The organism is Arsenophonus nasoniae DSM 15247, assembly GCF_000429565.1.
Taxonomy (GTDB): domain Bacteria; phylum Pseudomonadota; class Gammaproteobacteria; order Enterobacterales; family Enterobacteriaceae; genus Arsenophonus; species Arsenophonus nasoniae.
Genome location: NZ_AUCC01000004.1, coordinates 49,050 through 63,298 on the forward strand (window position 1 = coordinate 49,050; position 14,249 = coordinate 63,298).

Sequence of the window (14,249 nt, forward strand, 5' to 3'; positions counted from 1 at the left end):
AATAAAGGTGTTGTAATAAAAATAAAATTAAAATTAACCGTTATTTGATCAAAAACCGGGTTAAAACCGATCATTTTGATTACAAACACTATTAAAATACTATAGAGATAATAAACAGTTACATATTTATTCAAGACAAAGCGTGTTTCGTTTACTAAAATTTATTTAGTAGTCATCTTTGTCAGATCGGAAATACGAGTATGAGTTATAATCTTGCCGAATTAACAAAAGAAGAAAGAGAAAAACTAAACCTCGATCTAGCCGCTGCAAGTGTGGCTTTTAAAGAAAGGTATAATATGCCTGTTATTGCCGATAAAATTGAAGCAGAGCAAGCTCCGCATTTACGAGAACATTTCCGTAAACGACTTACTCTATTTCGTAAAATTTCTCATACGTTGGATCAATTACCTTACATTCCGCGAAAAGGATAATATCAACATTAACATACCGACAACTTTTTGCTGTTGGTTTATTAATCTTTAATGGATATCAATTTGATAACTAACGGTCTCATTCTGGCAATTAACAATCACCTGGTAGTTAAGATCTTTTCTCGCACCTCGAACCGTCAAAAGAATTTTATAACCATTTTTAATTGGTGTAATGCTATTGTTATTAATCCACACCACTACCTTCGGGCCAAGTAGCTTTCTATCTTCATCCCAGTATGGTAAGCGGGTTTGAATAAAATCATTCTTCACTTTTGCGCTAATTTGCTGCTGGCTTAAATTATCACAACTGATAAATTTAGCTGTTCTTACTTCATTAATTTCAATAGGCTGAGCCATTATTGAAAAAGATACTAACGTGAATAATATCATAGCAAGCAATATAAAAAGCCTATTCATCACTTTCACATTTACTCCTAAATATTTTCTTAAGATCAGTAAGTATAAGTAGCAGTGTAAAGGCGTATCCTTTACATCAACAATCTGCGATCACGTAAAAAAGCTATTTTTGTTACTTAGGTTCATTATAAACTTGCCCTTTGGTGGCATGCTTTGCACGTATCTCCTTAGCGACCAAAGCAATTGCTTCTCCACTACTCATTCCTTTAGCCATCAATTGATGAATGCGCTCAGCTGCTTCTTGCTGCTCTTGATGATTTAACGTTGGCATTTTTGAAAACATTTATTTTTACTCATTTTTAATTTAAACATCATCATTAATATAACATTAGCATAGTTTGGCCTATGAAAAACGTTATTTTATGTTAGTATATTCGTTAATAACCCTTATCTTGCCTAATTAAATATGCGCCTGCAAAAAATTCAATTACCTTATTCCTTAGATGCCGCTTTAAATTATTTTCATGCTTTAGCTGACCAACCATGGGCGATGTTATTACATTCAGGTAATGCGAACCACCCACATAACCGTTTTGATATTGTGGTCGCTGATCCAATAACCACCCTAGAAACAAGAGACAATATCACGCTAATTAACCGTGAAAATGAAATAATCAGCTCGGAACTTGATCCTTTTGAGCTATTAAAAAGTGAAATGCAACATTTGAATGTCACTTTCGTAGCGAATAACGATCTTCCTTTCCAAGGCGGAGCTCTAGGTATATGGGGTTATGATTTAGGTCGGCGAATCGAAATTCTTCCCGAACAGGCAAAAAAAGAATTAAGCTTTCCCGATATGGCGATCGGCGTTTATCTTTGGGCATTAATCGTTGATCACCATAAAAAAATAGTTACTTTGCTTAGTTATCAAAATGTTGAACAACGCTTATCCTGGTTAGAAAACAAAACGAAAATACCCGCTAAACAGTTTCAAATGTGTGAACCATGGCAAAGTAATATGTCCGAACAGCAATATCACCATAAAATTAGCCAAATTCATCAATATTTACGCAATGGTGATTGTTACCAAATTAATTTAGCACAACGTTTTAAAGCCAAATATCAGGGTAGTGAATGGGAGGCTTTTCTTAAACTTAATCAAAATAATCAGGCCCCTTTCTCTGCCTTTATTCGTTTAGAACAACATTGCGTACTGAGTGTATCCCCTGAACGTTTTCTGTGGCTGCACGACAATTCAATTCAAACCCGTCCGATTAAAGGCACATTACCTAGACTGACGGATACAAAAGAAGATCAAGAACAAATAAAACGTTTACAATCATCAATCAAAGATCGCGCTGAAAACGTCATGATAGTTGATTTATTGCGTAATGATATTGGTAAAGTCGCGATACCAGGGACAGTTAGTGTACCAGAACTTTTTGTGGTTGAATCTTTTCCTGCTATTCATCATCTAGTCAGCACTATCGTTGCACAATTGCCCGCTTATTATCATGCCACTGATCTATTAAGAGCCTGCTTTCCAGGCGGCTCAATTACCGGTGCGCCGAAAATACGCTCGATGGAAATTATTGACGAACTTGAACCTCATCGGCGCCATAGCTACTGTGGAGCGATTGGTTATATTAGTTTCTGCGGTACAATGGATACAAACATCAGCATACGTACCTTATTAACTGAAAAACAATCCCTTTATTGTTGGGCAGGCGGAGGAATTGTGGCTGATAGTACAGCTGAAAAAGAGTATCAAGAGACTTTCGATAAACTAAGTCGAATATTACCCGTACTAGAAAATAATCAACGTTAATGAATATATTAGATAATTTTATTAACCGATTTCAATTAATATTACCTGTTCCCACTGACGCCATCCAATCTGTCAATGACGATCACAGCAAAAAAAGTGCTGCCGTGCTATTACCCATTATTTGTAAACCTGAACCTACTCTGCTATTTACCAAAAGAACGGATAACTTACGCCTACATGCCAGTCAAATTTCTTTTCCCGGTGGAGCTCGTGAACCCAATGATCATAGCTTAATTGAAACGGCCTTACGCGAATCTTATGAAGAAATTAATATTTTACCAAATCAAGTGCAGATCCTGGGAAAAATGCAGCCAATAAAAAGCCATAGTGACTATTTAGTAACGCCTATTGTCGGATTACTATCAGCAAAGGCTTCTTATTACAAAAATCCGGCGGAAGTCGCCGTTATCTTTGAAGTACCATTGAAACATGCCCTCTCTTTAACTCATCATCATGCCATTATAATTAATGATGCCGGCAATAAAAAACGTCTATTCTTTTATCGCTATAATCAATACCTAATTTGGGGATTAACTGCAGCCATTATTAATAAGTTGGCATTACAACTGGTTTAAAATAGGCAAAATATAAAAAGTCTTTTTATTTTACATTTTGTTCACTAGCACTAGTAAATTTCAAAAAAAACGATAAACTGGCAATCAATTACAACACGTTAATATTACAACTATAACATTTGGTATTAAGTGATTATTTTATCGGTTTTTATTTTTCAGGGGGTTCTTAGTGATCAGTGTTTTCGATATGTTTAAAGTCGGTATTGGCCCATCTAGTTCTCATACCGTTGGACCAATGAAAGCAGGTAAAGAATTTGTCGATCAATTGATCGAAAAAAATCTACTTTCCTCTGTTACTCGTATCGCTGTTGATATTTATGGCTCCCTTTCATTAACTGGAAAGGGGCATCATACTGACATCGCTATTATTATGGGTTTAGCGGGTAATTTACCAGCAACCGTTGATATTGAATCAATAACAGATTTTATTGCTAATGTTGAGCAAACTGAGCGTCTATCTTTAGCAAATACAAGCCATTATGTTGATTTTCCACGTCAAGGTGGAATAAATTTTCATTATAATAATTTACCATTACACGAAAATGGCATGACCATTACCGCTTTCAATAATAATAACAAAATTTTTACTAAAACTTATTATTCGATAGGTGGTGGGTTTATTGTTGATGAAGAAAATTTTGACCAACAAACTTCTACTAATAAAGCAGTACCTAATTCTTATAACTCAGCAGCTGAACTGCTACTTCATTGTAAAACAACCGGTTTATCGGTTTCTAATCTTGTGATGAAAAACGAATTAGCGCTGCATACGAAAGAAGAAATTGATCACTATTTTGCTAATATTTGGCATACCATGCAGGCCTGCATTGCTCCAGGACTGAATACTGAAGGTATTTTACCCGGTCCTCTTCGCGTCCCTCGCCGCGCACCGGCATTACATCGCATGTTGACTGCATCTCAAAAACTGTCTAATGATCCAATGGATATCGTTGATTTGATTAATATGTTTGCATTAGCGGTTAACGAAGAAAATGCCGCCGGTGGTCGCGTGGTAACCGCACCAACTAATGGTGCCTGTGGCATAATTCCAGCTGTCTTATCTTACTATGATCACTGTATTGAACCTGTTACACCAGCACTTTATAGCCGTTACTTTTTAGCTTCAGGGGCGATTGGTATTCTTTACAAGATGAATGCCTCTATATCAGGTGCCGAAGTTGGCTGCCAAGGAGAAGTCGGCGTTGCCTGTTCAATGGCCGCTGCTGGGCTAGCTGAATTACTAGGTGGCAATCCTGAACAAGTCTGTATAGCAGCTGAAATTGGTATGGAGCATAATTTAGGGCTAACCTGTGACCCGGTTGCGGGACAAGTTCAAGTCCCTTGCATTGAACTTAACGCAATTGCGTCAGTTAAAGCGATTAATGCGGCAAGAATGGCACTACGCAGAACAAGTGAACCACGCATTTCTTTAGATAAAGTCATCGAAACCATGTATGAAACAGGTAAAGATATGAATGCTAAATACCGTGAAACTTCTCGTGGCGGTTTAGCTATTAAAGTCCAATGTGATTAATGTAGCATACACCTTAAAATATATTTTTTTTCATTTAATAACCCTTAATATAGAAAGGGTTATTTTTATTTATCACACTTCTTCCTATTCAATTAGTTAAAAAATCTCCCCTAGATTAAAGTACAGTTTATATTCATAGAATTACTAATTAAAATTTATTATTATTTCACACAGGATAATAACAACTATAACAAAATTAAATTGATTGATAAAATTTATCTTTCTCTAAATATATTGATACGTATTTTAAATTTTCTGATCACTGGCATATTTTTTCTTATATTTAAATGATAGTCTATAAAATTATTAATTAGTTTCAATTATGGTTAATACTTATAACATGAAAAACTATTCATACCAGTGATTATTTGATTGTATTCATCCGTTAACGGAGAGTACACTCTAATAATTATTTTTATTATTTAATCTACTTCTAAGGGGAAAAGTAGTGAGTGTAGCTATTATAATTAGCACTCATGGTGTTGCTGCAAAACAGTTGCTCATGACCGCTGAAATGTTGATTGGCGAACAACAAAATGTCGCTTATATCGATTTTGTTCCAGGTGAAAACGCTGATATATTAATTGAAAAATATAATCAAAAGCTTAATGAGCTCGATGTTTCTCAAGGTGTGTTATTTTTGGTAGATATGTGGGGAGGCAGTCCATTTAACGCCGCTAGTCGCATTATCGAAAGTAAAGATAAAGACAAATATGATATAGTTACCGGTGTTAACGTCCCCATGCTAGTTGCGACGTTACTATCCCGTGATGACGATCCTACCTTTAGTGAATTAGTTAGCACTGCTATTGAAACGGGTCGCAGTGAAATTAAAGCACTAAATAGTCTACAGACTAGCAATAAACCGCAAAATTCACCGACGCCAACTCCCCCATCACAGGTAGCCAATTCAGCTGCACAAGGTCATATGTTCATTGCCCTTGCTCGAATTGATGACCGTTTAATTCATGGTCAAGTAGCTACTCGCTGGACTAAAGAGACAAAAGTTAAGCGTATTATCGTAGTAAGTGATGAAGTTGCTAAAGATCATGTTCGTTCAACTTTATTAAAGCAGGTGGCGCCACCGGGTGTAACTGCACATGTAATCGATATAGCAAAATGTATTCGTGTCTATAATAATCCTAAGTATGCCGGTGAACGCGTTATGCTGTTATTTACCAATCCCACAGACGTTTTACGCATTGTAGAAGGCGGCGTCGAAATAAAGTCTGTCAATATTGGTGGCATGGCCTACCGTGATGGTAAAACCCAGGTTAACAATGCGATCTCGATCGATAATGAGGATATTGAGGCTTTTAATCAATTATCTAAACGGGGCATTGAACTTGAAGCACGTAAAGTTTCAAGTGACAACAAACTGGATATGTTAACTCTCATCAAAAAAGCAAAAAGCTGAGTTTTCTTTTTTGGTTATACATTCACGACTTAAAAATAGATTCACCAACGTTGTTGGTTACAGGAGATAAACAATGGAACTTACCGTTGTTCAAATCATACTCGTTTTCCTTGTTGCCTGTATTGCAGGTATGGATTCTATTCTAGATGAATTCCAATTCCATCGCCCTTTAATTGCTTGTACCCTAATTGGCCTTGTTCTCGGTGATCTAAAAACAGGGATAATTATCGGTGGTACACTGGAAATGATCGCCCTCGGGTGGATGAATATCGGGGCAGCCGTAGCACCTGATGCTGCACTCGCCTCAATTATTTCTACCATTCTAGTTATTGCCGGCGGACAAGATATTGGTACCGGTATTGCTTTGGCGATCCCATTAGCTGCTGCAGGTCAAGTATTGACCATTATTGTTCGGACACTCACTGTTGCATTTCAACATGCCGCTGATCGTGCCGCGCAATCTGCCAATTTACGTGCATTAACAACAATTCACATCTCAGCCCTGTTACTACAGGCGATGCGTATTGCTATTCCTGCTCTAATTGTTGCTATCTCTGTTGGTACCTCAGAAGTCCAACATCTACTAGATTCCATTCCTGAGGTTGTGACTAAAGGATTGAACATTGCTGGTGGTATGATCGTTGTTGTCGGTTACGCAATGGTGATTAACATGATGCGCGCAGGTTATCTGATGCCATTTTTCTACTTGGGCTTTGTAACTGCGGCATTTACCAATTTCAACCTAGTTGCTTTAGGCGTTATTGGTATTGTAATGGCGATCCTCTATATTCAACTCAGTCCAAAATACAACCAATCACAAGTTGCTAATTCGCAAAATAATGGCAATAGCGACTTAGATAATGAATTAGATTAATTAAGGAATGGAATAATGGCAGATACAACTTCAGCAAACCAAAAAAAGCTTACTGCTGGTGATATTCGCGGAGTTTTCTTACGTTCCAATCTTTTTCAAGGATCTTGGAACTTTGAGCGCATGCAAGCACTTGGTTTTTGCTTTTCAATGATTCCCGTGATCCGTCGTTTATATCCTGAAAATAGCGAAGAACGTAAACAAGCAATTAAGCGCCATCTAGAGTTTTTTAATACCCATCCGTATGTTGCAGCACCGGTTTTAGGCGTCACCATGGCGATGGAAGAACAAAGAGCTAATGGTGCAGATATCGATGATGGTGCAATTAATGGTATTAAAGTTGGCTTAATGGGCCCCTTGGCAGGTGTTGGAGACCCTATTTTTTGGGGCACAGTACGTCCAGTTTTTGCAGCATTAGGTGCAGGAACTGCGATGTCAGGTAGTCTACTAGGACCATTGCTATTTTTTATTTTGTTCAATTTAGTTCGTTTACTCACACGTTATTACGGTGTCAGCTATGGTTACAAAAAAGGGCTTGATATTGTTCATGACATGGGAGGTGGCTTTCTACAAAAAATGACCGAAGGCGCCTCTATTTTGGGACTATTTGTGATGGGTGCATTAGTTAATAAATGGACCAATGTTAATATCCCGTTAGTTGTATCCGAGATAAAAAATCTAGAGACGGGCGAGGTCACAATCACTACCGTACAGACAATATTAAATCAATTAATGCCTGGTCTAGTACCTTTACTATTAACATTTGGCTGTATGTGGTTATTACGGCGTAAAGTTAATCCATTATGGATCATTGTTGGTTTCTTTATCCTTGGTATTGTTGGCTACTGGGCAGGATTTTTAGGCTAAGATACTCGATATTTTAATTGCCGATTACGGGAGGTTGCAGCCTCCCGTTTTTAATTTTATCTTTACAGCAGAGTAATAATCGATGGGAGTGTTTGCTCATGAATATGAACAATATTGTCTTGACTATCTTGATTCTACTAATGCTAACTTATGCTATCTATGAAGAATTGATTGTTAATTTGTTAAATGGAAAAACAAAATTAAAAATAAAGTTAAGGCGCAGAAATAGAATTGATGCCGTTATTTTTATTATACTTATCGCAATTGTTATTTATCATAATATTATTCAACATGGTAGTCAGTTTACAACCTATTTATTAATGATCACAGTTCTTATTGCTATTTACTTAACATTCATTCGTTACCCTAAGCTTTATTTTAAAGATAAAGGTTTTTATTATAATAATGTTTATATATTATACGATCATATTAAAACAATTAATTTATCTAAAGATGGAATATTAATAGTCGGTTTGGCAAAAAGAAAAATTTATATTGCTGTTAAACAGTTTGATGATTTAGATAAAATCTACAACTTTTTGCTTAATAATAAATAACATTCTTAATCTTTATTATATAGTTAATTAACGATAATTATTATTTTTATTAAATGGCATTAATTGATAAAATAATAAAAATTTAAATAATTGCCTTTTATTATTTTTATGATATCTTTTGCTATGTGTCATTGGGGAGTAGCCTGTTCTAAATAAAATTGTCGTTTAGAAATTTCATGTCAACATACTCGTTATGTTATAGTAACGTGGCATGAATACCTGACAAGGTTGGCAAGACCATAGGCATATTTTTACTCAAGGTTGGAAGTAAAAATATGTGTATGGATAACTATCCAACTGAGACAGTATAATGAACTTATACACCACCTTAGCTTTATCACTCGCATTATCCATGGATGCATTTGCTGTATCAGTTTGCAAAGGTGCTACCTTATTTAATCCCTCTTTACGTGAAGCAATAAGAACGGGCCTTATCTTTGGCGTAATTGAGGCCATAACACCCATTATTGGCTGGTGTTTAGGACTATTAGCCAGTCAATATGTTATAAAGTGGAATCATTGGATAGCGTTTGGTTTATTATTTATATTGGGTAGCCAAATGATATATCAAAGCTACCATCGCGCTAAAAACAATAACAAATCTCCTCTTATCCACTATCACAATTCTTTTACCCTTATTACTACCGCCATCGCAACTAGCCTGGATGCAATGGCCATTGGCGTTAGTCTGGCTTTTTTGCAAATTAATATCATCCATACAGCGATGACAATCGGACTAATGACCATGATTATGGCAACACTTGGGATATTATTAGGTCGTTATATTGGTCCATTATTAGGAAAAACAGCCGAAATGATGGGTGGTGTTACGCTAATTATGATTGGATTTAGTATAATTTATCAACATATTTAATTTATTAAATAATTCGCTCCAATGTTTTTTTAATGCTTTTATTATGTTAGAAAAATAATAAATAAGAGACACTAAACAATAAGAATTTTTACTATTTCTAACAAAAATTATTAATTGAAATACTCTTTAATGTATAATATTTATTAAAAAATGATAAACTATTTAATAGTTTAATTTCATTTTTTTAAAATAAAACGGAATATATTATAGATTAATAATAATTATTATTAGCAATTAGAAATGGCATTTTTTGCCTATCTATAAATATCAAAAATCATAAAATAGAATTTATAAATAAATGAATGATTCTTTACAGCTAGGCTATTTACCCACTGATTGTGGAAGGTGAACATGTCGGAAAATGTAATCAATGATATTGTTAATTGGTTAGAGAGCCAATTACAACGAAATGAAGGCATTAAGATTGATACCATTGCTAATAAAAGTGGTTATTCTAAATGGCATTTACAACGGATCTTTAAGCAATTAAAAGGTTGCACCTTAGGTGAATATGTTCGTAAACGTCGTTTACTTGAAGCAGCCAGGCTATTACGAGAAGATAAATTTTCTATTTTGGATATAGCTCTACAATACGGTTTTAGCTCCCAAGCAACATTTACTCGCATTTTTAAAAAACATTTTAATACTACACCGGCTAAATTTCGTCAAAATGGGCAGTTACCCGATTTTAATCAATTTATGGACTAAGCTAAAATTTTTAATTATTCATTGCTATATGCCAGTCTAAATACTGGCTTTATGTCCTGTCTACAATAAAATTCGCATGAATATTTGTTTAGCTAGCAATGAGTGCTAATAATTAATAATGACTAACTTTATTCATGTTATTTCATTAACCAACCAATTTTCTAATTGTATAAGTTGCTGATTAAGATCTGGATATTGAACCTGTATCTCCGCGATTATCTCCTTAATTGTTGCTGGTTGGTATTTTTTCCCAATCAACTTTTGACTAAAAAGCTCCAATGGCGATGGATCTAAACTATCAGTATAAATTTTACTAGCTGAAATTTTGCCTTTATCAATATCAAAATAAAGTTCAACGCCACCCCAAACAAATCGTGTGTCAAGTATATGACTAAAAGTCGGCGCTTGGCCAAAATTCCATTCCCAACTAGATTGCTTAGCATAAACGTCAATAAAACCGGGTAAATCAGGCATGTTAGTTGGCGAAATTATTTCTGCCTTCACTACTTCACCATAATAGTTGAAAAAATTGTTTGCGAAAGCGTTACAAACTTTTTGATGAGTAATGCCGGCATCAATTTCAGCTAAGTTCATTACCCTAGAACGCACAGAAGTAATACCTTTGCTAATCAACTTTTTTGGATCTGGATTTAAATAACTGGCTAATCGATTTAAATCCGTATTAATGAGTAAAGTACCATGATGAAAACCGCGATCATGAGTTTCAAAATAAGCTGATCCTGAAATTTTACGCTCGCCATGTGCGGAACGAATAACTAAATCATTTCGACCAGCTACTTGAGCAATAACCCCAAGCTCAGCTAACCCTGCAATAATAATTTGGGTTGAAACTGTTTTATTATAAGCGGGTTTACCTGCCATAAAGGTAAAACAGCTATTTCCTAAATCATGAAAAACCGCACCACCACCACTTCGGCGGCGAGCTAATTTAACCCCATCTTGTACCATTTTTCGGGTATTACACTCTTTCCATGGATTTTGTGCTCGTCCAATAACGACTGTATCATTATTGCGCCAAAGAAACATAACCCGTTGCTTGACTGACATTTGACGAAAAATAGCCTCTTCGACTGCCAAATTAAACCAGGGATCAAATGATTCAGAAATAAGAAGACGTATTGAAGCCATATAAATTTTGCCAGCCTATATTCATTTTTCTACAGCTAAAGACGAAAAAGTTATTATAATTAAAAATGACATTTAAATACGACGTGCTTGCCAGAAAACCTTGCGCCAGTAGGTATTATTCAATGAAGAGCGAATAACGCCTTTACTGGTTGATGCATGAATAAAAGTATTATCTGTATCATAAATACCTACATGTAAGCCATTTTCACCAGAACCCGTTTTAAAAAAAACCAGATCGCCCGGCATGAGTTCCTCAATATCAATACGAGTACCATATGTTGTTTGGGCTACTGTCGTACGCGGTAATTGAATAGCAAAACGGTCACTAAAAGTTCGATAAACAAATCCTGAACAATCAATTCCACTTGATGCTAAACCACCATACCGATATGGCGTACCATACCATTGTAATAGTTGCTCCTTTAGTTGAGCGATGGTCATAATAGGATCAGAAAGTTGGGTTTTTAATGGCGGAGCGGTTCTATTCACTGAAGAGGAACAGCCAATTAAGGCTAGATAAAATAAAAAAAGTAGGTGTTTAATTCTGATTAGCATAAAGCACCTTTATCGCTTTAAGATAACTAAATGACTTTAATCAGCGTTTAATAAAAAAACAAGTTTTTATTAATGGGTGATCTTTATTTTTAGCAAACGCTGTCGATTAAAATAAATATCCTACACACTTTTTTGTTTTATTACCGTTTTACTTCAGGCCGAGAAATAATCCAAATACCGAACAAAATTAATAGCACACCCACAAATTTAACTAATGTTGCCGATTCATTAAACCAAGGCAATGTGACCGCTAATAAATAAACAAATACATAGCTTAAACTAATTAGTGGATAAGCTTTACTTAAAGCTAAAAATCTCAAGGCTAATAGCCAACAAACCATAGAAATAGCATAGCCAATTAAACCGACAAAAATCAGCCCAAACGCAGGGAGATTTTCAAATAACCAATTAACATTCATCCATTGATGATTTAATTTAAACTCAGGTAATAAAGTTACGCCAGCTTTTAGACAAAGCTGAGAGAAAGTGATCAATATTACGCTGATGATACCCCAAAAATAACCTTTCATATATTTAATAAAACAATACCCAGCATGATAATAAATACACCTATCCAATGTTTTATACTGATCTTTTCTTGATAGATAAATTGCCCTATCAAGGTAACGATAACAAAGTTAAAACTTAGCATCGGATAAGCAATACTAAGCGGTAAAATTTGTAATAATTTAAGCCAAAATAGCATGGCTAACGCGAGCAAAATAATAGCTATTACTAGCCATTTAAAGACTAAACTATTTTTTGTCGGCAAACCACTTTGCCAATATATAACCGCTTGTTTTTGACAAACTTGCCCAAAGCAAGTTAACAGGCTAACAATTATCAATAATAAAAAATGTGTCATGGCTGCTGATAATAAGTCATTATTGCCATTCTTGAATTGCGAACCACATGATCAGGCTTAGGAATATCATCAGGCAGACCTTCATTTCTACGTAATAAAAGCACCACTGAAATTTGTCCTTCTTTCCGTGACTGGCTAAGCCATTTAGCAAAATTAGCTTGTTTGATTAAGCGATATTCACTATCAGGATAATTCAAACCGTATCTTAATTCACCTGATCTTTCATATAAATAAATATTACCTCGATGTAATTCCCATGCCAGGCCTCCACTTACTCCAACATTATCCGCTAGCACAAATTTACTTTGTTCCAACAAAGAAATATTTTGCCTAATTAATTGTTGTGGCAATTTAGAATCGATAGTATCTTGCGGTAATGCATAACCTATCGTTAAGCTCAAAGCTAGAGAACATGCCGCCCCCCACAACCAATACCTAGCATTGGATATTAGGCTAAAATAGCCAATAATCAGCCAAATACAAAAAACAGTGATGCCTAATGCCAGTTTGGGCCATTCCGCTGGGCTATATAGAGGATGATCAACAAATAACCCCACAATAATCAAAGTAATAATTGCCAATATGCCAAATGTGATATTGGTAAATCCGTTAAATTTAAGTGGGACTAGATTGCGATTTTTAACACAATCAACCGCATATTTGGCCATCATTAATGCAAGCGGTGCCATCACTGGCAACATATAAGTGAGTAATTTACCTTTAGCAATACTAAAAAATAGGAAAGGGACAATAAACCAGCACAGCAGAAAAAACATTTCCGGTTTGATTTTTCGTTCCTGCCAACTCTTAAATAATGCCCCAGGTAAAAGCCCTAACCAGGGTATTACACCAAGTAAAATGATTGGAATATAAAACCAAAAAGGGGCTTTATGTTGAGCATCTTCTGATGAAAAGCGTTGAATATGTTCTACCCAGAAAAAGTAATGCCAATAATCGGGTTCATATTTATTAATAGCTAATGCCCAGGGAAGGCTTATCAATGCCGCACTGATTATTGCTATGCCACCAAATTTGAGTATCTCAGTAAAACGTTTTTGATAAAGCATAACTGGCAGCATGACGATCACCGGAATAGCTAACGCTAAAAAACCCTTAGTCATGAAGGCCATACCACAGGTAAGCCCCATAACGGCCCAGGCAAGTAACTTTGCAGCCACCGTTGATGCTTTTAATAACCAAAAACAACATAGCATACAAGCAGTCAGCCACATGGTGAGCATTGGATCGAGTACGCTGTAAGTGCCAACCGCAAATACCAAAAACATCGAAACATACATTAAAGTAGCAACAAACGCGACACTTCGATTACGCCACATTATCATTGCTAACCAGTAAACTAAGCCGGCGCTGATCATAGTTGAAAACACAGCACCAAAACGGACAGCAAAATTAGTATCACCAAAGATCATTTGACTGATATTATTTATCCAATATCCGGCCACTGGCTTTTCAAAATAGCGAATATTAAGCAAATAAGGCACAATCCAATCGCATCGAAGCAACATTTCTCGACTAATTTCTGCGTAACGCGTTTCATCAGGCTGCCAGAGCAATCGACTATTTAACGGCACTAAATAAGTAAAAATGAAAAAAAGTGCTAATAAAAAAGCACCTGTTTTCTGTAACTGTTTAGTTAACAT

The 14,249-nt window shown here is 35.6% G+C and carries 17 protein-coding genes and 1 riboswitch; of the genes, 10 read left to right on the plus strand and 7 right to left on the minus strand.

All coding sequences use genetic code 11. The features are described from left to right. Positions 1–200 precede the first annotated feature (200 nt). Positions 201–431 (plus strand): DNA polymerase III subunit theta, encoded by a 231-nt coding sequence (locus tag G468_RS0101730; RefSeq protein ID WP_026821629.1) that lies wholly within the window; start codon positions 201–203, stop codon positions 429–431. Between the two features lie 48 nt (positions 432–479). Here G468_RS0101730 and yebF read toward each other — a convergent pair whose 3' ends face one another. Next, a complete protein-coding gene (yebF, locus tag G468_RS0101735; protein ID WP_034249179.1) occupies positions 480–848 on the minus strand; it encodes a protein YebF in 369 nt (122 codons plus the stop codon). 112 nt (positions 849–960) lie between these two features. Further along, on the minus strand, positions 961–1,131 hold the full coding sequence (locus G468_RS22775; protein ID WP_071846840.1) for a YoaH family protein: 171 nt from the start codon (positions 1,129–1,131) through the stop codon (positions 961–963). A 123-nt stretch (positions 1,132–1,254) separates the two neighbouring features. Between G468_RS22775 and pabB the strand changes: the two genes are divergently transcribed. The 9 genes from pabB to G468_RS0101790 all read left to right on the plus strand — a co-directional run bounded on the left by pabB (position 1,255) and on the right by G468_RS0101790 (position 10,019). Beyond that, the gene (gene pabB, locus G468_RS0101745) at positions 1,255–2,616 is read left to right on the plus strand and encodes an aminodeoxychorismate synthase component 1 (RefSeq protein ID WP_026821631.1); all 1,362 of its coding nucleotides are present in this window, start codon (positions 1,255–1,257) and stop codon (positions 2,614–2,616) included. Beyond that, positions 2,616–3,191 (plus strand): CoA pyrophosphatase, encoded by a 576-nt coding sequence (locus tag G468_RS0101750; RefSeq protein ID WP_026821632.1) that lies wholly within the window; start codon positions 2,616–2,618, stop codon positions 3,189–3,191. Before pabB ends, G468_RS0101750 begins: the two co-directional genes overlap by 1 nt. Positions 3,192–3,360: 169 nt before the next feature. Beyond that, positions 3,361–4,725: an L-serine ammonia-lyase gene (locus tag G468_RS0101755; protein ID WP_026821633.1), complete on the plus strand. Its 1,365-nt coding sequence runs from the start codon at positions 3,361–3,363 to the stop codon at positions 4,723–4,725. A gap of 502 nt (positions 4,726–5,227) precedes the next feature. Further along, positions 5,228–6,142, plus strand: coding sequence for a PTS mannose transporter subunit IIAB (gene manX / locus G468_RS0101760; RefSeq protein ID WP_406929140.1), 915 nt, complete (start codon positions 5,228–5,230; stop codon positions 6,140–6,142). 73 nt (positions 6,143–6,215) lie between these two features. Then, entirely contained in the window at positions 6,216–7,016 is an 801-nt protein-coding gene (locus tag G468_RS0101765; RefSeq protein ID WP_026821635.1) for a PTS mannose/fructose/sorbose transporter subunit IIC, read from the plus strand. 15 nt (positions 7,017–7,031) lie between these two features. Beyond that, entirely contained in the window at positions 7,032–7,880 is an 849-nt protein-coding gene (locus G468_RS0101770; RefSeq protein WP_026821636.1) for a PTS mannose transporter subunit IID, read from the plus strand. A 98-nt stretch (positions 7,881–7,978) separates the two neighbouring features. Continuing rightward, positions 7,979–8,437 (plus strand): DUF986 family protein, encoded by a 459-nt coding sequence (locus tag G468_RS0101775; RefSeq protein WP_026821637.1) that lies wholly within the window; start codon positions 7,979–7,981, stop codon positions 8,435–8,437. A 121-nt stretch (positions 8,438–8,558) separates the two neighbouring features. Continuing rightward, positions 8,559–8,700, plus strand: a riboswitch (yybP-ykoY riboswitch). Between the two features lie 47 nt (positions 8,701–8,747). Further along, positions 8,748–9,311, plus strand: coding sequence for a manganese efflux pump MntP (gene mntP, locus G468_RS0101785; protein ID WP_026821638.1), 564 nt, complete (start codon positions 8,748–8,750; stop codon positions 9,309–9,311). A gap of 351 nt (positions 9,312–9,662) precedes the next feature. Further along, positions 9,663–10,019, plus strand: coding sequence for a helix-turn-helix domain-containing protein (locus G468_RS0101790; protein WP_026821639.1), 357 nt, complete (start codon positions 9,663–9,665; stop codon positions 10,017–10,019). Between the two features lie 132 nt (positions 10,020–10,151). Here the strand turns inward: G468_RS0101790 and G468_RS0101795 are convergent, their stop codons facing one another. From G468_RS0101795 to arnT, 5 genes are all read right to left on the minus strand, one after another. Then, a complete protein-coding gene (locus G468_RS0101795) occupies positions 10,152–11,168 on the minus strand; it encodes a lipoate--protein ligase (RefSeq protein ID WP_026821640.1) in 1,017 nt (338 codons plus the stop codon). 72 nt (positions 11,169–11,240) lie between these two features. After that, positions 11,241–11,723, minus strand: coding sequence for a C40 family peptidase (locus G468_RS0101800; protein WP_026821641.1), 483 nt, complete (start codon positions 11,721–11,723; stop codon positions 11,241–11,243). A 140-nt stretch (positions 11,724–11,863) separates the two neighbouring features. Then, entirely contained in the window at positions 11,864–12,253 is a 390-nt protein-coding gene (gene arnF / locus G468_RS0101805) for a 4-amino-4-deoxy-L-arabinose-phosphoundecaprenol flippase subunit ArnF (RefSeq protein ID WP_026821642.1), read from the minus strand. Continuing rightward, positions 12,250–12,588: a 4-amino-4-deoxy-L-arabinose-phosphoundecaprenol flippase subunit ArnE gene (gene arnE / locus G468_RS0101810; protein WP_026821643.1), complete on the minus strand. Its 339-nt coding sequence runs from the start codon at positions 12,586–12,588 to the stop codon at positions 12,250–12,252. Before arnE ends, arnF begins: the two co-directional genes overlap by 4 nt. Further along, positions 12,585–14,249, minus strand: a complete 1,665-nt coding sequence (gene arnT / locus G468_RS0101815; protein ID WP_026821644.1) for a lipid IV(A) 4-amino-4-deoxy-L-arabinosyltransferase — start codon at positions 14,247–14,249, stop codon at positions 12,585–12,587. The genes arnE and arnT overlap by 4 nt, the downstream gene beginning before the upstream one ends.